Here is an 18,581-nt window from a genome sequence, read left to right as displayed (position 1 = left end):
GGTCATGCCTTACGAAACGCCACAGCAAGACAGCCCGCAGGAAGCCGCCCGCCGGCTCGAAAACCTCGCGCGCATGGGCACCGTGATGGCGGTGCGGCACGCCAAGCCCGCACGCTGCCGCGTGCAACTGGGCGACAACACCACCGACTGGCTGCCATGGCTCGCGGGCCGCGCCGCCGGTAAGCAGGGCAGCAGCTGGTGGCCGCCCGTCGTGGGCGAGCAGTGCCTGGTGGTGGCGCCAGGCGGCGACCTCGCCCAGGGCGTCGTGCTGCTGGGCGCCTACAGCGACCGCATGGACGCACCAGCCGATGAGCCCGGCGTGAATCGCACGCAGTGGACCGAGCGGGAATCCGCCGAATACCGCCAGCAGCAATACACCGTGCACACCGAACGCCGCATCGTGCTGGAGGCCGGCGACGGATGCCGCATTGCCATGGAGCCGAGCGGCATCACCCTGCAGGTGGGCGGCGCTGTACTGCACATCGGCCCCGACCGCATCACCAGCAGCGTGGACATCGTGGCCATGGGCGTCAGCGCAGTGCAGCATGTGCACAGCGGCGTGCGCGTGGGCAACGACGACACGCAGGAGCCCGTCCGATGATGAACCGCAACACCGGCCAGCGCCTGGGAGCGCTGGAACACCTGCAGCAGAGCATCGGCGACATCCTGGCCACGCCCATCGGCAGCCGGGTGATGCGCCGCGAATACGGCAGCCTGGTGCCGGCGCTGATCGACCAGCCCGACAACATGGCCACCCAAACCCGCGTGTATGGCGCCATCGTGTCGGCCCTCATGCGCTGGGAGCCGCGCTTGCAGATCGACAAGATGACGACGGTGCGCGACCCGCAGCGGCCGGGCCGCGCCGAAGTGCACATCACCGGCAGCTACATCGGCGGCTATGGCCGCGACGCCGCGCCCCTGTCGCTGTCGGTACCGCTCACGGGCCAGGGGGCCGGCGCATGATCGACCTGCAGACGCTGCCCGCGCCGGCCGTGGTGGAGGCCCTGTCGTTTGAAGCCATCCTGGCCGAAGCCAAAGCGGACTTTGCCGAGCGCATGCGCCCGCACCTGCCGGCGATTGACGACATCCTGGCGCTGGAGTCCGACCCGGTTGTGAAGCTGATCGAGTCGCACGCCTACCGAGAGCTGCTCATTCGCGCCCGCATCAACGACGCGGCACGCGCTCACCTGCTGGCCTTCGCCGCCGATGGTGACCTAGACCAGCTGGCCGCCCTGTTCGGCGTCTTACGCATGGCCGGTGAAAAAGATGAACGCCTGCGCACCCGCCTGCAGCTCAGGATTGCCGCGCTGGGCGCCCAGGGCACGCGGCAGCACTACGAATTCCACGCCCTGACGGCCTCGGCCCAGGTGCGCGCCGCGCAGGCCAGCCAGCCCGTGCCCGGCGCCGTGCTGGTGATGCTGTGGGTGACCGACCAAGCCCAGGCCGAGCCCGTGCGCGCCGCCGTCGATGCGGCGCTGAACGCCGACGCCACCCGCATGCTGGGCGTGCGCCTGACCGTGCAGGTGGCGGTGCCCAAGGCGATCCACATCACCGCGCGCATCACCCGCACCGCCAGCGCGCCGACCAACCTGCTGCAGCAGCTGGGCGACCGCCTGGCCGCCGCCTTCGCGGAAATGAACGTCATGGCCAGCAGCGTGGCCCGGTCGTATATCACCACCTTGCTGCACGTCGATGGCGTGCACGCGGTGGACTACCCCGCAGCCGACACGCCCGCCGCCATCACGCCGCTGGCCGTGGGTGAATATCCGGTGCTGGGCACCTTGCAGCTGATCGACGCGGGGGCCGCTTGATGGAATCGCCCCGCACGGTGCTGCCGCCGGCATCCACCCCGTTGGAAGTGGTGATTGACACCACCTTTCCACGCGCGTGGAACACGCTGGCGCAACTGGTTGAGCCGTCATCGACCGCGCACGACGCTCAGCTGCTGCCCTGGATTGCCCAGCAATGGCAGGTAACCCAGTTCGCCCCGTACTTCGACACGGTGGACGCACTCATGGCCGAGGCCGTGCCCTGGCTAATGGAGCGCGGCAGCGCCGCCAGCGTGCGCCGCGCGCTACGCTGGCTGGGCTACCACAGCGTCACGATTGACGAAGACGGCGCATGGCTGCACATCGACGCCGGCCAGAACCTCACCGCCGCCGAGCTGGCGCGCGTGGCCCACGTGGTGCGCGAGAGCCTGCCGGCCCATGTCAATTTCTGGCGTGTCTACCACGGCTACGACGTGCGCCCCATCGTGCTGGACAAAGGCCCGGCGCTGGACGCCGGCATGCTCGACGGATACAGCGGCGTGCCCGGCGGGTCGGGACTGGAAGTCTCGTTCGGAGAACGCGGCGGCGGCACGCTGCCCCGCGCTCCCGTGCTGGCCGGCGTGGGCGCTGCCACGCATCGCCGCATCAGCGTGGCCCGCTACGACGACATGCCCGTGCTCGACGCGTGGCGCCTGGACTCCCACGTCCTGGCTGGCGTGTCCGGTGGCGTCATGGAGCTTTTCAGCAGCACCTGCAATCCGGCCAACCCAGGCGGCGGCACGCTGCTGCAGCGCGAGATTCCATCCGCCGCCGTGCCGTGGATCGCACCGCCGCCAGTGGGTGCCCGCACCGACGCCGCGGCCAGCCTGCAGCCTTCGACCCTGCACCCATCGCCCCATTGGGGCGGCCCGTGGGCCGGCCCGTGGCAGCCCGTCTTCTGGCTCATTTCATCCGAGGAAACCTAACACCATGGCAGTTCTGCAAGACAGGGGCCGCACGGCCCTGGCCCGCGCCATCGCGGCGCAATCCATTTTTCTGGCTTGGGGGCGCGGCGTGGCGGCGTGGGACGGCGCACCCGAGCCCGAGCCCACCACCGCGGCCGGCCTGGTCGATGAAATCGGCCGGCGCATGGTCACCTCCGTTCAGTTCGTGCAGCCCGATGCAGACGGCCCCATCGAGTTGCCCGACGGCAGCCGCTACGCCAACAGCGCGCAGCCAACCAAGTGGCTGCACGTGCAATGGACCTTCGACTTTGCCGATGCTGCAGGCGAGCACATCCGCGAACTGGCCATCTTCGTGGGCGGCACGGTGGTGGCCGGACTGCCGCCGGGCCAGCGCTACTTCACCCGCGCCCAGGTGGACAACCCGGGCGATCTGTACTCCCTGGAGCGCGTCCCGGTTTTCACCCGCAACCCTGGCGTGCGCCAGGTGCAGGAATACGTGCTCCCCTTCTGAGGCCGACAACCCCATGACCACATACAACCGATTCAATCCGGCGAAGAATTTCGAGAGCCTCGACTTTCAGCAGGACCGCGTGCTCCAGAGCGCGGAACTCAACGACATGCAGGCAGCGATGGCCTACCGCCTGCGCACCTTCTGCGACGTGCTCATGCGCGACGGCGACGTGGTGCGTGATGCCCAGGTCATCGTGGACTCGGTGACGGGCGACGTGCAGGCGCAGGCCGGCGCGATCTACCTGCAAGGCGCTGTGCGCGGCGTGCTGCCGGCCACTTTCAAGGTGCCGGTGGTGGGCGTCATCACAGTGGGCGTGTACCTGCGCACCAGCGTGGTTTCCGAGCTGGAAGACCCCAGCCTGTTGAACCCGGCCAAGGGCTCGCCCGCGTTCCAGCAGCCGGGCGCCCTGCGCACGAAGATGGACCCGACCTGGGGGCATGAAAGCGACGGCCAGGCCGGGGACTTTTTCCCGGTGTACACCATCGACAACGGGTTCCTGCGCGCCAAGGAAGCACCGCCCAACCTCGACGGCGTGGCCCGGGCCATCCAGCAGTACGACGGAGACAGCACGGGCGGCCTCTACATCGTGGACGGCCTGGACGTGGTGATGGGCGCCGACAACGAAGCGGGCGCGCAGGTGTATTCCGTGGGCGAGGGCCGCGCCCGCGTGGGCGGATTCCCCATCCGACTGCAGGCCGGCCGGCGGCTGATCTACGACACCGCGCCCGACTTGCTGCTGATCGACAGCGAGCCGCACCAGTCCACCACCATCGGCGCGCAGCGCATCGACATCGGCCGGCCGCCGATGAAGGGCATTCCACAAGTGCGAATCACCGCGCGCCGCACGGTCAACGTCACGCACGGCGGCTTCGCTGGCGCGGCTGACCCGCTGGCGGACGCCACCGTGATCCAGATCGAGCAGGTGAAGCAAGGGGCCACCGTGTACAAGACGGACGGCAGCGACTACAAGCTGACCGCGGGGCAGGTGGACTGGAGCCCGGCCGGCGCCGAGCCAGCGCCCGGAAGCAATTACGAGGTGACGTACCAGTACATCGCCAACGTGGTGCCCACCGCCGTGGATGGGCGCGGCTTCACCGTGGCCGGCGCCATCGCCGGCACCCTGGTGATGGTCACCTACAACCAGATGCAGCGGCGCATTGACCGCCTGTGCATCACGCGCCAGGGCACCTTCGAGTGGCTGCGCGGAATCTCCAGCCCATGGAAGCCCACCGCGCCCGTCGTGCCAGACGACATGCTGGCCCTGGCCAGCGTATTCCAGACCTGGGACGCCGACCGCCGCGTGGTAAGCGATGCAGTGAAGATGGTCCCCATGGGCCAGATCGTGGGCGAGCGCGCCCGCCTCGATAGCGTCATCCTTGACCAAGCCGAATTGCGCCTGGCCCTCAACGCGCAGGGCCTGGATTCCGGCATCAAAAAGGGCATCTTCGCGGACCCATTTTTGAGCGATGCCCAGCGGGACGCCGGCCTGGCGCAAACCGCTGCCATCGTGCGCGGCGCGCTGCAGCTGCCCATCGTGCCCACCGTGTTCCAGCTGGGCGCCAACCAGCCCGAGCGCATCGCCCCGGCCCACGGCTACCGCGTCGTGCTCGCGCAGACCATGCGCACCGGCAGCATGTTGGTCAACCCGTATCAAGCGTTTGACCCGGTGCCGGCCGCCGTCACGCTCACGCCCAACGTGGACCGCTGGACGAACGTGGTAACGCAGTGGGCATCGCCCATCACCGAGCGCCTCTTCACGGGCGCCGGCTCACAAACGAACTACGCCGGATCGAGCAGCACCAGCAAGGTGTTGTCCGAAACCTCCAGCGCCCTGGAAACGCTGCGCCCCATTACCGTGCGGTTTGACCTCAAGGGCTGGGGGCCGGGGGAAGCCGTGGGCACCGTCGTGTTCGACGGCCTCACCGTCCCCGCGCAGCCGCTGGCCGGCGGCACCCTGGTGGCCAATGCTGCGGGCGAGCTGTCGGGCACGTTCGTGGTGCCGGCCAACGTGCCGGCCGGCGCGCGCGTGGTGGAGTTCTTGGGGCCGCTCAAGTCCAAGGGCTCGCAAACCTTCTTTGGCCAGGGCACGGCCATCCTGCGCACCCAGCAACAGGTGACCACCGAAAACTGGGCGCTGTCTTACCCGGCGCCCATCAACACGGGCGGCGCCGTGTTCGGGCCGAGCGGCACCGGCAGCACGCCCACGCAAATCAGCAGCCAGTGCAGCAAGTGGCTGTATGACGGGTACTTCGACCCCCTGGCACAAACCTTCATGCTGGACTCACTCACCCAGTGCGCGGGCGTGGACCTCCGATTCACCGCCAAGGGCGGGCCGGTGGTGGTGCAAATCCGCGAAACCGAAAACGGCGTGCCATCGCAGGCCGTCGTGATCGAGCAGCGCGTGGCGGCGGACGCCATCCAGCTGGGCGCAGATACGCGCATCACCTGGGCGCCGACCCTGCTGCAGGCCCGCCGCGAATACGCCCTGGTGGTGCTGTGCGACGACGCCACCACCGCGCTGGCCGTGGCCGAACTGGGCAAGCAAGACCCGACCGCCGGCTACGTCACCAGCCAGCCCTACCAAGTGGGCGTGCTGCTGTCGTCGTCCAACGCCAGCACGTGGACGGCCCACCAAGACCGCGACATGTACTTCCGCGTGCTGGGCGCGCAGTACACCGAGGCGGAACGCGTCATCGACCTGGGCGAACTGGTGCTGGTCGCCGCCACCGACCTGATGGTGATGGGCTTCGCGGAGCGCCCATCGGCCGCGGCCAATCTGCTTTTCGAGGTGCAGTTTCCCGAGGCCATGGGCAGCGAGGTGGTACGCCTCACGGACGGACAGGTCATCTGGTTGGCGGCCCCGTTCAGCGGCACGGTGAAGGTGCGCGCGCGCATCAGCGGCGACACCCAGCTGGCCGCCGTGCTGCAAAACGGCATCCAGCTGGTGGCCGGCACCATCCAGACCTCGGGAACCTACATCAGCCGCACGGTGGCCGCCAGCGCGGACTGCCGCATCAAAGTGGTCTACGAAGGCGATCTGCCCGGCGGCTCTGCCGTCACGGTGCACGTGCAGGGCACGCAGGCCGGCGCGCCGTGGGTGCTGGTGCCGTACCTGTCGGCCAGCACCAGCACGGCCGGCGTGCGCCAAATCACCCACCAGCTGGAGCACTTCAACGGCGGCGAGGGCGCACGCGTGCGGCTCACCCTCACCGGAAGCACCACCGCACGGCCACAGGTGCGCAATCTGCACGGCGTCGTGCTGTAGGGGACAACATGGTCGATACCTTCCGACAACTGGGCAACCCGGTGGATGAGCGCACCAACGCGCTCCACCTGCCGATGCCTCACCTGCTCAACGACAGCCGCGACGACGTGCAGCGCCTGCGCGCCGCGCTGGTCTTGATCGATGCCGCGCATGTTTTGCTGGATAACTCCAAGGCCGACGCCGCCGTGATGGCGCAGGCCCTGGCCACCAAGGCAAGCGGTGCGCAGCTCGAAGCGCTGGCCACCATCGTCGGCACCAAGCTGGGCGCCGACTTTTCCGGGCTGCCCGCGGCGCAGGCCCTGGACGGCCTGGAGCGGCTGGCGCTCAACAAGGCCGGCACGGCGGCAGGCGCCACCGTGGCCGACCTGATGGCCTGGCTTCGCACGAAAGACGGTTCTTGGACGCAGGCGCAGAAATTCCTGGCCGGGCTGCAAACCCCATCGCTCAACGGCGGCCCGCTGTCGGGCATGCGCAATCGCCTTATCAACGGCAAGGCAGACCACGCTCAGCGCGGCACCAGCTTTCCGGGCACCACGGTGGGATCGGGCGTCTATCCGGTGGACCGCTTCGCTTTCGTAGGCTCTGCCACGCCGGCCGTGGTGACCGCAGAGCAGGCCCTGGACGGTCCCGCGTCAGAGCCCGGCTTGCGCCGCAGCGCGCGGGTAACCGTCACCACCGCAGACTTCGCCATGGGTTCGGGCGAATCGGCCGGGCTGCAGCAAGTCATCGAGGGATACAACATCGCCGACCTGTTCGGCACCACGTTCACCTTCTCCTTTTGGGTTCGGTCCGCCAGGGTCGGCGTGCACTGCGTCGCGCTCTTCAATTCGGCGTTCGACAAGTCCTACGTGGCGGAATACACCGTCAACGCCGCCAACGTGTGGGAATACAAGTCCATCACCGTGACGGGTGGGCTTCCGAGCGCGGGCGGATGGAACGTCACCAACGGCGCCGGGCTCTACGTGCGGTGGTGCATGGGCGTGGGCGCGGGCTACCAGACCCCCGCGGGCGCATGGCGCGACTCGCTGTTTCTCGGCACCAGCAGCCAGGTGAATTGCCTCGACACCGCCGGCAACGTCTTCGCGCTGACCGGCGCGCAGCTGGAGCCCGGGCCGGTGGCAACGCGGTTCGAGCACCGCCCGGAACTGGACCTGGTCCGCCGCTACTTCGAGCAGTACAACAACGCCAACGGGTACGCCTACGCCACCGGAATGGTGCCCAACACCAGCCAGGTGTGGGCGCCGCTGGCCTATGCCGAAAAGCGCGCAGCGCCCACCATCACCTTCCCCGGAACCATCGACAAATTTCAATTCCAGATCGGCGGCGGCACCGCGTCGTGCACAGAGCGCCCCTTCGCCAGTACGGCCGGAACGAAGTCGGCATTCATCATCTTGCCTTCCAGCAGCGCGGGCCTGTCATCCGACAGCAAAGCGTGCCTGTGCCTGCTGTCCGGTGATGCACGGATCAACGTTTCTGCGGAGTTGCTCGCATGACGAAATACCGCCTCACCGCCTCCGCCATCGTCATCCGCGTGGCCGATGGCGCCAGCATCCCGCCCGACCCGGCAAACACCGACTACAGCGCCTATACGCGGTGGCTGGCCGCCGGCAATGAGCCGCTGCCCTACACGCCCCCGCCCGAGCGTGCGCCGGAAGAGGTATCGATGGGCCAGGCCCGGCTCGCGCTGCACGACATGGGCCAAACCGAGGCCGTCGAAGCGGCCATCAGCGCCATGCCAGAGCCGGACCAGACCCGCGCCCGCATCGAGTGGGAGCGCCGGCCCACGGTGCGCCGGGACAGCCCGCTGGTGGCGATGCTGGCCAGCGCGCTGGACCTCGACCTAGACGCCCTTTTCATCCACGCGGCCAAGCAGTGACCGCCCCAACCCACGAAGCCATGACCCAATACCTTTTCTCGATTGCCGCCGTCCTCGCCTGCCTTGTGCTCGCGTGGTGCCTCATTCCGTCGCTGTGCGTGCTCGCTCTGCCCGGTGTGCCATGGCGCCACCGCAGCGCCGCGGCGCTGTCTTTCCTGCGGGCTTCGCTGCGCGGGCTGGTGATGCTGCCGGCCGATCTGCTGGCGCCCATCGTCGTGCCCATCGCGCTACTGCAAACGCGGTGGGAGGATGACGCGCTGCCGCACTGGGCCCGCTGGTGGGGCAACGACGTGGGCATCAACGGCGATCAATTCGAGTGGATCGCGGACCCCATCACCGGCGTGGGCGTGCCCCAGCCCGTGCCGGTGGCCGACACCATCGAGGCCCGCGCGCTGTGCTACTGGGCTCCCGGCCACCACCCGCGCAGCCGGTGGGCGCGCTGGGTGTGGCTGGGCCTGCGCAATCGCGCGTCAGCGCTGGCCCTGGAGCTGGGCCGCCCTGCCGACTACAGCCAGTCCGTGGAAACCTGGGGCGACGTGGCCACCGGCCGAGGGCATGCAGGCTGGGTGCTGCGCCACCATGCAGGTGCCTATCAGCTGTACGCCACGCGGCGCGTGGGGCCGCTGTGCCTTCGCACGAACTACGGCCACAAGGTGGACGTGACGGTTTGGAAGCGACCCGCGATGCCCGTCGTGTGCATCACGGCATCCCTCTTGTCTTGGAAAGAGCCGCAGGAAGCCGGGTCGGCGGCGACTGAATAAACCAGTTGCACAACTCTCAAAACGAGAGTAAATTAATGCACATGGTGATCGCAGTGATCGCCTCCGGCGCCTCCCGGCTATGAGGGGCGGGAGAGAAAAAGATGCAAGCAACCAGCTACATATGGGCCGCAGAACAAACCGAGCCAGGCGCCAACGGCGTCCGCTATCTGGCGACGCCCACCAGCATCCCACCAGCCGCGATCAAGTCTGTGCAAGCCCATCCTGGATTGGTCTATGCAGAGAGCGTCTACGGTGACTGGGAACTGATCGGCACCGCCAAAGGCAGCTGTTACACGAACGAATACGGCTCCTTCGTAGAACTGGCCACCCCGGAAATGGCTGGCTCCCCCATTGAGGTGGAAGAGGTTGTGCGCATGAACTGGTTCTCCAGAGAGCGATGAAAGTTCGGTCTCGCTTTGTTGAGTGCTTCGATGACCTCTGATGACCTGCGCGCGTGGCAGTCCGCAATGGGCTACAGCTACGCCCAGGCCCACGCGGAATTGGGCGTGAGCAGCGCCACCTACGCGCGGATGCTGTCCGCAGGTGCAAGCCTGGACCGCCGCACCGCCCTGGCGTGCGCCGCGCTCGCCGCTGGGCTGCCAGAATGGGAACCTTCGGCCCGACCACCTCCAGCGGCCTGAACCTACCGCCACCACAAGCCCGGCGGGCTTTTTCGTGTCGGTGTTGCGCCCACAGGCCCCGCTGCTGGCTTTCGCGGGCGCGCGAAAGCACCATGAGTGCCTTATCGATTGCAACGCACCGAAGGGCACCACACATGGCCATCGCAGATTTTCATCACGGCGTTCGGGTCACCGAAGTCACCGAGGGCACCACGTCCCTGCGCCTCGTTTCAACCGCCATCATCGGGCTGGTGGCCACCGCCAGCGATGCCGATGCGGCAGCGTTCCCGCTCGACAAGCCCGTGCTTTTCACGAGCATCGCCAAGGCCCAGGCCAAGGCGGGCACCAAGGGCACGCTGGCCCCCGCGCTGGCCGCCATTGCAGACCAGTCCCGCCCCGTGCTGGTGATCGTCCGCGTTGCGGACGGCGTGGGCGCCGATGCGGAGGCCAAGGCCGCCGACCAGACCAGCAAGGTGGTGGGCGACTACATCAACGGCACGCGCACCGGCATTCAAGCGCTACTCGCCGCCGAGCAGCAGCTGGGGGTGAAACCGCGCATCCTGGGCGTGCCGAACTTGGATAACAAGCCGGTGGCCGAAGCGCTTACCGCCGTGGCCGAGAAGCTGCGCGCCATGGCCTACGTGCATGCGCATGGCGCGGAAGACGTGAGCGAGGCGCTCGAATACGCCGAGGGCTTCGGCAAGCGTGAAACCATGGTCATCTGGCCCAACTTCACCCAGTGGAGCACTACCGAAAACAAGGCTGTCGAAGTGCCCGCCGTTGCCCATGCCCTGGGCCTGCGCGCCGCCATCGACCAGACGCAAGGCTGGCACAAGAGCCTCTCGAACGTGCCGGTGAATGGGCCGAGCGGCATCAGCAAAGACGTGTTCTTCGACCTGCAAAACCCGGCCAGCGATGCAACGCTGCTCAATGAAGGCAACGTCACCACGCTGATCCGAAAGCTGGGCTTTCGCTTCTGGGGAAACCGCACCTGCAGCGCCGTCGAAGCGTTCTCGTTTGAAACCGCCACGCGCACCGCGCACGTGTTGGCCGACACCATGGCCGAGGGGCATTTCGAGTTCAACGACAAGCCGCTGACGCCCTCCCTGGTGAAAGACATTCTGGAAGGCATCAACGCACGGTTGCGCAGCCTGAAAGCCGGCGGCTACATCCTCGATGGGCGCGCGTGGATCGACTACGAATTCAACACGACCGAGCTGCTGAAAAGCGGAAAGCTCACCATCGACTACGACTACACGCCGCTGCCCCCGCTGGAAGACCTGGGCTTTCGCCAGCGCATCACCGACCGCTATTACGCCGACTGGGCCGTGCGCGTGGCCACGGGCGAATAGCCGCCCCGCCCACACCGACCACCACCACACACAAGGAAATTCACCATGGCCCTGCCGCGCAAGCTCAAAGCCTTCGCCGCCTTCTTGGATGGCGTCAACTACATGGGCGAGGTGCCCGAAGTCACCCTGCCGAAACTCGGTCGAAAGATGGAGGAATACCGCGGCGGCGGAATGAATGGCCCCGTCGATCTGGACTACGGCCAGGAAAAAATGGAAGCCGAAATCAAGGCCGCCGGCTGGATTGCCGGCCTCGCGGAAAAGTGGGGTGCTGCCGCGCACGACGCGGTGCTGATTCGCTTCGCAGGCGCCGTACAGGCAGACGACAGCGAAGCGGTCACGCCCGTGGAAGTGGTGATGCGGGGCCGACTGCAGGAGCGCGACCCCGGCAACGCCAAGGCCGGCGATGGCACCGAGCGCACCTACAAATACACGCTCAGCTACTACAAGGAAGTGGTGGATGGCCAGGTCGTCATCGAAATCGATCTGGTGAACATGGTCGAAATCGTGGGCGGCGTGGACAACCTGGCCGGCACCCGCGCAGCGCTGGGCATCTAACGCACAGAAGTTTTTGCCAAGCTGCCAGGCCAAGCCCGAACGGTGGGCCGCCTGGTTTGCAGCGGGCGGCACGCCACCCGGCACCGCCCGCTGTTTTTTTGAACATCACCAAGGAATCACGAGATGAACACCGAGCAGACCACCGCAGAATCGAACACCACGCACAGCACGGGCCGCCCCAGCGCTGAGGTGCCGATGCAGACCCCCATCAAACGCAAGGGCGAAACCATCACCACGCTGCAAATCATGCGGCCCCGCACGGGCGATCTGCGGGGCCTGCTGCTGGCCGATGTGGTGAACATGAAAACGGACGCTATCGCCACGCTGCTGCCACGCATCACTGTGCCGACCCTCATCAAATCCGAGGTGGACGAAATGGACCCCGCAGACCTCGTTTCCTGCGGCGTGGAGGTGGTGAGTTTTTTGGTGCCGAAGGCGACGATGGAATCCCTCTCTGTGTAGAGGATGCAATGGCCGATGTGGCCATCCTTCTGCACTGGGAGCCGCCCACCATGGACGCCATGCACCTGGGCGAATTGATGCACTGGCGGCGCTTGGCAGTTGAGCGCCACAACGCCATGCATGCGCCGCCCAGACCATAGGACAGCACCATGAACCGAAATCACCACCAGCGAAGCCAGGGGGCGAACGATGACAAATAAGCTCCGTCTGGAAGTCCTGATGGTGGCGATGGACCGGGTGACGGCACCGCTCAAGCGCGTACTGGGCGGGGCGACCTCGACATCACGCGGGCTGAAAGACCTGCGCGACAAGCTCAAGGCACTCAACGACCAGCAGGCTGCCGCATCTGGCGTGCAAAAGCAGGCCGCCGAATATGCGCGGCTGACCAATCAGCTCAAAGTTCACATGGCGGTCCTCGACGGGATGCGCCAGAGCGGCACCGCGACAGTCGCCAGCATCAAGCGCGAGGAAAGCGCGGTGCGCAAACTCCGCGAGGCACTGGAGCTGCAGCGCATCTCCGCCGGCAAAGCGCGCATGGCCCTGAATGCCATGGGCGTGGGTGGCAACCTGGGCACTGCGCAGGAGCGTTTGCGCGCCGACATCGAGCAGACCAATGCCGCGCTCGACAAGCAGCGGCAGCGCCTGGCCAAGCTGAACGCAGCGCAGCGAAGCGCCGGCCAGATGGCTGCGCGCGGCGCCGCCATGACAGCGGCAGGGACCGGCATGCTCTACGGTGGCGCGAGGGCTGGGCACGCGGCCATGGGAGTGATGGGGCAGGCCCGGCATGGGGCAACCGAGGAACTGCGCATCAATGTCCTGGGACTGGGCGGGCAGGAATCCAGCAAGGCCATACAGTTTGCGAAGGACTTCAAGTCCTACGGCACAAGCAGGCTTGACAACCTGGAGTTGATGCGGGACGCCATCACGGTGTTCAACGACAGGCACCACGCCGAGGAAGCCATGCCAATCCTGGCGCAGATGAAATTCGCCAACGAAGCGGCTTTTGGCGCCGAGCACGGGGCCGACAACTCCCGCAAATTCATGGACATGATGAAGGTCATCGAAATGCGCGGCGGGGCGAACAACCGGGAAGACTTCGAGCGCAACGCCAACATGGTGCAACAGGTCATCACGGCCACGGGTGGCCGCGTGGGGGCGGCGGACTGGATGCACGTGATCCAGCGCGGCAAGCTGGCCGCGAAGGGATTCGATGAAAAGGAATTCTTCTATCGCCTGGAGCCGCTGGTGCAGGAAATGGGCGGTGATGCGGTGGGCACTGGGCTCACTGCGGCTTACCAAAACCTGTATCAGGGCAGGACCACGAAGCGCGCCGCGCTGAATCTGGAACGCCTCGGGCTGATCGGGGATTACAGCAAGGTCAAGCATGACAAGGTGGGGCAGACCTCGCAGCTGAACCCGGGCGCTTTGAAAGGCGCCGACGTGTTCCGGCGAAGCCAGTTTGAATGGATGGAGAAGATCCTGATTCCCGCGTTGCGGGCGAAGGGCATCGAGTCGGAACAAGAAACCATTGATGCGATCGGCAGCATCTTTTCCAACACCAATGCGGGCGCATTGATGGCGACCATGTATCAGCAGCGTGCCATGGTGCAAAAGGGCTACGAGCTGAATTCCAAAGCAGCCAACATCACCCAGCTGCATGGCATGGCGCAGAACACACCCCAAGGCAAGGAAATCGACCTGCAAAAGCGCCGGGATGATCTGTACGCGGAAATGTCCACGGCCGCCCTGCCGGGCTACGTCAAGCTGCTGGAAGTGCTTAACTCGGTGGTGCGCGCCATGGGCGACTTCGCAAGCGCCCATCCGCTACTGACGAAGGCCATGGTGTACACCACCGCCGGCCTGGCGATGCTGGCCGTGGGCGTGGGCGCGCTGGCCATCCCCGTGGGCATCATCCTGCTCAAGGGCGCAGCGCTGCGCATGCTGCTGGCGAGGCTGGGCGTGCAGTTCAGTTTCACCGGGGCGGCTGGGGCCGTGCTGGGGCGGGTGTGGGGATGGATTGGCACCCTGTTCACCAGCGTTTCGGCGGTGATCGGTCGGGCGTTCTTGCTGCTGCGCGGCGGCGCCGCCATGGCGCTGGCCGGCCTGCGGCTGCTCGCGGGGTTTTTGATCGCCAATCCCATCGTGTTGGTGATCGGTGCGATTGCTACCGCCGCGTTTGTGCTGTGGCGCAATTGGGACACCGTGAAGGGTTGGCTTTTGGGAATCTGGGCCGAGCTGTCGAACGGGGTGGCCACCTGGTGGGCGAATACGTCTGCTGGTGCCACCGCGCTGTGGGAAGACCTTGTGGCGTTGAAGGACCGTTTCTTCACCGCGGGCGCGGACCTGATGGACGGTTTGAGCAATGGCGTTATCAGCCGGATCACCGCCGTGCGCGATGCCATCAGCACGGTGGCGGGTGATGCCATCGACTGGTTCAAGCAGGTGCTGGGCATCCACAGCCCGAGCCGCGTCTTCATGGAGTTGGGCAGCTACGTAGGCGAAGGCGCGGCGCTGGGGATTGACCGCGGCGCTGCCGGCGTGCGGGCCGCTGCGCTGGGCATGGCGGCGGCGGCCATCGTGCCCATGGGCATGGGGGAAGGCATGGCATCGGCCGCCACCATGCAGCCGCTTGCCATGACTGGCCAGAGCCTCGCGCAAGGGCCGGCCACCAGCGCCCGCAGCACATACCAAATCACCATCAACGCGGCGCCCGGCATGGACGAACAGGCCATTGCCCGTGCCGTCACTGCCGCGCTGGAGCGGCGCGACCGCGAGGCCGCCAGCCGGCGCTACAGCCGCATGGATGACATCGACTGACCCCGCACGAAAGGAGGCCGCAACATGATGGCCGCGCTCGGACAATTCATCTTCGCCATCGACACGCTGGCCTTTCAGGAGCTGCGCCGCAGCAGCAGCTGGCGCCACCCGAGCAATAGCCGCGTGGGCGCCATGCCGGCGCGCCAGTACGTGGGGCCAGGCGAAGAAACCATCACGTTCACCGGGCTGCAGGCCCCCGAGTTCATGGGCGACCGCAAGGCACTGGACCGCCTGCGCGCCATGGCCGACAAGGGCGCGGCCTATGCCCTGGTGAACGGCGCGGGCGAAGCCTTCGGCGCGTGGGTCATCGAAAGCATCGAGGAAACGGGCAGCATCTTCGTGCGCGAGGGCGTGCCGCGCAAAACCGAATTCACCATTGCACTGGCCCGCGTGGATTCCGCCCTGGCCGACCCGGCCGGCGGCACCGATGGCGGCGACGACTGGGGCGACTGGTGGGCCGGCGATGACTGGGATTGGTGGGTGGACTGACCGATGGCACAAGACCCGAACGAAACCGCAGGCGCGTACCGCAAGGTGCTGTATGCCCTGGTGGTAAATGGCCGCGACATTTCGCAGACCGTGCGCCCGCTGCTCAAGATGCTGCAGCTGCGCGAGAGCCGCGGAGAGAAGGCCGACCAGTTGGAAATAACCCTGGACGACTCGCGCGGCAACCTGGCCCTGCCGCCCATCGGCGCCACCATTGCGCTGCAGCTGGGCTACCAGCATGCCGGCATGGTGGACAAGGGCACGTACACGGTGGACGAGATCGAGCACAGCGGCGCGCCGGACGTGGTGCAGCTGCGATGCCGCAGTGCCGAGCTGCGCAGCACCTTGCGCCAGCGCGCCAGCCACAGCTGGCACGGGGCCACGCTGGGCCAAATCGTGCGCGACATCGCCGCGCGCAACAAGCTGCAGCCCAAGGTGGACGAGACGCTGGCCGGCACGGTGGTGCAGCACATCGACCAGACCAACGAAAGCGATGTGCACTTTCTCACGCGCCTGGGCCGGCAACACGACGCTGTGGCCGCCGTGAAGAAAGGGCGGCTGGTGTTTCTGCCCATCGGTAGCACCACGAATGCGGCCGGAGAAGAGCTGGAGGGCATCACGCTGACCCGATCCGATGGCGACCGCCACCGCTACCACGTGGCAGCGCGCGACAGCTATACCGGCGTGCGCGCGCAGTGGCACGACAACGGCAGCGCGGAGAAAAGATCAGCCATCGCCGGCACCGAAGACAACCTGAAAACCCTGCGCGACAGCTACGCCACCGAGGCTGATGCCATGGCCGCCGCCCGCGCCGAAATGGGCCGCATCGTGCGCGGCGCGGCCACGCTGGAAATTACCCTGGCCATCGGGCAACCGGCGTTGCGCGTGCAAACGCCGGTGACCGTCAGCGGGTTCAAGCCCGAGGTGGATGCCACGTACTGGCTGTGCAAGTCGGCTGAGCACACGCTGGATGACAACGGCCTGACCACGCGGCTGGAACTGGAAACCCACGGCGGCGCAAAACACCCGAAAAAGAAGTTTCGGGTGCGGGCAACGCGGTAAGGGATGCGTGGCCGATCTTCAAAAGATTGGTCAAAAGAAATGCATGTGCATCTGTTGCCACCAGCGCGGGGCAGATGCATGGTTTGGATGGCCGTCCGCCACGGCCTGTTCCCACTCGCACTTCGCAACCAACGTTTTGAGGTTTGGCGGCTCGCTCAGATCGATTTCACAGCGGATGCGCTCCCATGCGCTGATGTGCTTTTCATCAAGGTCATTGATGGGAAGGGCGGATATGTCGCCGGCAAGCCTGTTGGCACGCTCCGCGATTTCCTTGTGGCACTGGCGCTTGTCGCTGTAACCGAACACCAGCGCAAGCAAGCCGGCTAGGGAGATTGCGCCACCAATCCATGGCAGGTACTCGCCCAGCGTCTTTCCAAGAACCGCGACGCCACCCGTCACCGCGGCAACCTGCGTCAGCTTGTCTGCCAGGTCGAAAAACTTCTGCCGCTTGCGGTGATAGCGGTAGGTGATGCGCGCCCAGTTCAACAGTTCGCAGCGGCACGCCCAGATGCGATTCCACTCGTCGTCAGAAGGTGTGTTCATGGGAAGGAGTATGGGCAGCTATCGGCAAATTTGCATCCTCCGCTAAATCTGCGCACAGCCGCCACATTCACTTTTTGCGGCTGGGTGCTGGCGGCGGCGGTGGTGGGCTGGTATTCCGTGTCACATAGCTTTCGCCAGAATCTTTTACTTCCCGGTGCCACTCCCGAGCGGGCGCCGGCTTCGGGGTAGCTGGTGGGGGCGCGGGTGGTGGTGACTTCTTGTGATCGTTGCTCATGGTGTATTGACCCTCTTCGTTGTGGTTGAAAAAATTTGGTGGAGTGAAACGCCGAAAGCATGGCTTTCATTCGGGCGGAATATTCTCGAATACAACGCTGCTGCCGACGACCACGGCATTGGCTGGCGGGTCAGTCCACCAGTACGGAGTGCCATTCATCCAAAGATCGACAATTGCACTCTCACCTAACAAAGTTTCGGGCTGAATGCGATACAGCCTCACCAATGAAGGGGTTTTCATTTGGTAATGAATGGCGCGCTGAATGAGTGACGCATCGTAATACTCCAAGCGGTAAACCTTCATCGGGCTTATCTCTTCGCCCTTGAAAGCGGGTTTGCTTGCATACCAAACGAACGTGGTCAGCGCAAGCGCAAAAAAAAGCCAGATTGACAGGCGCTTATTTTTCTTCATCATTGAAGTACGATCTTCTTCGAGAATGGAAGATGCACACGATGAACGTCAGATAAAACCATGAAGTCGCCACCGCGTTGATTTTTTGAGCGCCATTTTTGAAAATCTGAGTTTTGGACCAAATATTTACGTCCGGCCGCCGAGGCAGGGGGAATATCAGCAATCTCTTCTTCAATGTTGATGCCGCCCCGAAAGGATGTGTCGCACTCGACGCCATTAAATCCCCAGCATCCCAAAGGCTGAGAAATGAAGTTATTGCCATCTTGAAAATCGTATGCATCCCGCAAATAGAATCCAAGCTCGTCAATTTCAATTGATGCCTTGCCATCGGCGGAAGGGGTTACGATGCCGGAAACGGCGATCTTGATTTGTGCCTCACCCATGGCACCGTAGAAATCATCCATGGGATCACCCATTTTTCCGAAGAGCAGGAAATTGACTTGGCAAGAATCGTCCAGCTCTTTTGCCGAAAGTCCCAAGTTTCCGAACCGCCAACATTGGCCAACGTGTCGGGCGCTAACCCTATCCACTCTCGTTTTCAATTGCTTGATTCCGGCAGGGCTGTCCCACTTCGCTTGCAATTGAGCCATTGCCGTGCGGACTCGGTTGAACCCGAGAGCCCATGACATTTTCACAATGGAATCGTCAAGATGGGCCGGACTCAATTTGTTGAGTGGATAGATTCCCCGGCTTTCCTTCATTTCAGGAGGCATCGCAAATGCCGACCCGTTAAACCACCTATCCATCAAACTGGCGGCGACAGGCCAGCCCAGCCTTGATCGCATCACATTGGGAATATCGCGTAGTTGAAAGATTTTGGTTTGATATGTCGGCTCTTTCTTTTTAGAATTTCCGCCAATTGAAGCTAGCGCATCTTGCAATATATCGTTCATAAAACCATCCCTTTATTAA

General features: G+C 65.3%; 21 protein-coding genes. 18 read left to right on the top strand and 3 right to left on the bottom strand.

The window, feature by feature from the left end:
* Positions 1 to 4 precede the first annotated feature (4 nt).
* The 18 genes from AVAK2825_RS01920 to AVAK2825_RS01835 all read left to right on the top strand — a co-directional run bounded on the left by AVAK2825_RS01920 (position 5) and on the right by AVAK2825_RS01835 (position 16,480).
* Positions 5 to 601 (top strand): phage baseplate assembly protein V, encoded by a 597-nt coding sequence (locus tag AVAK2825_RS01920; protein ID WP_284393644.1) that lies wholly within the window; start codon positions 5 to 7, stop codon positions 599 to 601.
* Positions 598 to 963, top strand: a complete 366-nt coding sequence (locus AVAK2825_RS01915) for a GPW/gp25 family protein (protein WP_502870468.1) — start codon at positions 598 to 600, stop codon at positions 961 to 963. Before AVAK2825_RS01920 ends, AVAK2825_RS01915 begins: the two co-directional genes overlap by 4 nt.
* Positions 960 to 1,811 carry a baseplate J/gp47 family protein gene (locus tag AVAK2825_RS01910; protein WP_284393642.1) on the top strand — a complete coding sequence of 284 codons (852 nt, stop codon included), beginning with the start codon at positions 960 to 962 and terminating at the stop codon, positions 1,809 to 1,811. The genes AVAK2825_RS01915 and AVAK2825_RS01910 overlap by 4 nt, the downstream gene beginning before the upstream one ends.
* Positions 1,811 to 2,734, top strand: coding sequence for a phage tail protein (locus AVAK2825_RS01905; protein ID WP_284393640.1), 924 nt, complete (start codon positions 1,811 to 1,813; stop codon positions 2,732 to 2,734). Before AVAK2825_RS01910 ends, AVAK2825_RS01905 begins: the two co-directional genes overlap by 1 nt.
* A gap of 4 nt (positions 2,735 to 2,738) precedes the next feature.
* Complete coding sequence (locus AVAK2825_RS01900) at positions 2,739 to 3,224, top strand: BW3TFN family phage tail fiber component (protein ID WP_284393638.1); 486 nt, start codon at positions 2,739 to 2,741, stop codon at positions 3,222 to 3,224.
* Positions 3,225 to 3,237: 13 nt separating this feature from the next.
* Positions 3,238 to 6,489 (top strand): DUF4815 domain-containing protein, encoded by a 3,252-nt coding sequence (locus AVAK2825_RS01895; RefSeq protein ID WP_284393636.1) that lies wholly within the window; start codon positions 3,238 to 3,240, stop codon positions 6,487 to 6,489.
* Between the two features lie 8 nt (positions 6,490 to 6,497).
* Positions 6,498 to 7,982 (top strand): hypothetical protein, encoded by a 1,485-nt coding sequence (locus AVAK2825_RS01890; protein ID WP_284393634.1) that lies wholly within the window; start codon positions 6,498 to 6,500, stop codon positions 7,980 to 7,982.
* Positions 7,979 to 8,365, top strand: a complete 387-nt coding sequence (locus tag AVAK2825_RS01885; protein WP_284393632.1) for a hypothetical protein — start codon at positions 7,979 to 7,981, stop codon at positions 8,363 to 8,365. The genes AVAK2825_RS01890 and AVAK2825_RS01885 overlap by 4 nt, the downstream gene beginning before the upstream one ends.
* Before the next feature lie 20 nt (positions 8,366 to 8,385).
* Positions 8,386 to 9,126, top strand: coding sequence for a DUF7338 family protein (locus AVAK2825_RS01880; protein ID WP_284393630.1), 741 nt, complete (start codon positions 8,386 to 8,388; stop codon positions 9,124 to 9,126).
* A 101-nt stretch (positions 9,127 to 9,227) separates the two neighbouring features.
* A complete protein-coding gene (locus AVAK2825_RS01875; RefSeq protein WP_284393628.1) occupies positions 9,228 to 9,527 on the top strand; it encodes a hypothetical protein in 300 nt (99 codons plus the stop codon).
* A gap of 30 nt (positions 9,528 to 9,557) precedes the next feature.
* Positions 9,558 to 9,767 carry a hypothetical protein gene (locus AVAK2825_RS01870; RefSeq protein ID WP_284393626.1) on the top strand — a complete coding sequence of 70 codons (210 nt, stop codon included), beginning with the start codon at positions 9,558 to 9,560 and terminating at the stop codon, positions 9,765 to 9,767.
* 134 nt (positions 9,768 to 9,901) lie between these two features.
* Complete coding sequence (locus AVAK2825_RS01865; protein ID WP_284393624.1) at positions 9,902 to 11,098, top strand: phage tail sheath subtilisin-like domain-containing protein; 1,197 nt, start codon at positions 9,902 to 9,904, stop codon at positions 11,096 to 11,098.
* A gap of 45 nt (positions 11,099 to 11,143) precedes the next feature.
* A complete protein-coding gene (locus tag AVAK2825_RS01860) occupies positions 11,144 to 11,653 on the top strand; it encodes a phage major tail tube protein (RefSeq protein ID WP_284393621.1) in 510 nt (169 codons plus the stop codon).
* A gap of 123 nt (positions 11,654 to 11,776) precedes the next feature.
* Positions 11,777 to 12,115, top strand: a complete 339-nt coding sequence (locus tag AVAK2825_RS01855; RefSeq protein ID WP_284393620.1) for a phage tail assembly protein — start codon at positions 11,777 to 11,779, stop codon at positions 12,113 to 12,115.
* Between the two features lie 8 nt (positions 12,116 to 12,123).
* Positions 12,124 to 12,255, top strand: a complete 132-nt coding sequence (locus tag AVAK2825_RS01850; protein WP_284393618.1) for a GpE family phage tail protein — start codon at positions 12,124 to 12,126, stop codon at positions 12,253 to 12,255.
* A gap of 49 nt (positions 12,256 to 12,304) precedes the next feature.
* Positions 12,305 to 14,932: a phage tail tape measure protein gene (locus tag AVAK2825_RS01845; RefSeq protein ID WP_284393616.1), complete on the top strand. Its 2,628-nt coding sequence runs from the start codon at positions 12,305 to 12,307 to the stop codon at positions 14,930 to 14,932.
* Between the two features lie 24 nt (positions 14,933 to 14,956).
* Positions 14,957 to 15,421, top strand: a complete 465-nt coding sequence (locus AVAK2825_RS01840; RefSeq protein ID WP_284393614.1) for a phage tail protein — start codon at positions 14,957 to 14,959, stop codon at positions 15,419 to 15,421.
* 3 nt (positions 15,422 to 15,424) lie between these two features.
* Complete coding sequence (locus tag AVAK2825_RS01835; protein ID WP_284393612.1) at positions 15,425 to 16,480, top strand: contractile injection system protein, VgrG/Pvc8 family; 1,056 nt, start codon at positions 15,425 to 15,427, stop codon at positions 16,478 to 16,480.
* Positions 16,481 to 16,510: 30 nt separating this feature from the next.
* Here AVAK2825_RS01835 and AVAK2825_RS01830 read toward each other — a convergent pair whose 3' ends face one another.
* The 3 genes from AVAK2825_RS01830 to AVAK2825_RS01820 all read right to left on the bottom strand — a co-directional run bounded on the left by AVAK2825_RS01830 (position 16,511) and on the right by AVAK2825_RS01820 (position 18,562).
* Positions 16,511 to 17,023: a hypothetical protein gene (locus AVAK2825_RS01830; RefSeq protein WP_284393610.1), complete on the bottom strand. Its 513-nt coding sequence runs from the start codon at positions 17,021 to 17,023 to the stop codon at positions 16,511 to 16,513.
* 301 nt (positions 17,024 to 17,324) lie between these two features.
* On the bottom strand, positions 17,325 to 17,672 hold the full coding sequence (locus AVAK2825_RS01825; protein ID WP_284393607.1) for a hypothetical protein: 348 nt from the start codon (positions 17,670 to 17,672) through the stop codon (positions 17,325 to 17,327).
* Complete coding sequence (locus tag AVAK2825_RS01820; protein ID WP_284393605.1) at positions 17,669 to 18,562, bottom strand: DUF6402 family protein; 894 nt, start codon at positions 18,560 to 18,562, stop codon at positions 17,669 to 17,671. Before AVAK2825_RS01820 ends, AVAK2825_RS01825 begins: the two co-directional genes overlap by 4 nt.
* Positions 18,563 to 18,581 lie beyond the last annotated feature (19 nt).

Source organism: Acidovorax sp. SUPP2825, from assembly GCF_030158995.1.
Lineage (GTDB): Bacteria > Pseudomonadota > Gammaproteobacteria > Burkholderiales > Burkholderiaceae_C > Paracidovorax.
Note: the sequence above shows the minus strand (reverse complement) of the source record. Positions and strands in the feature narration are given on the sequence as shown.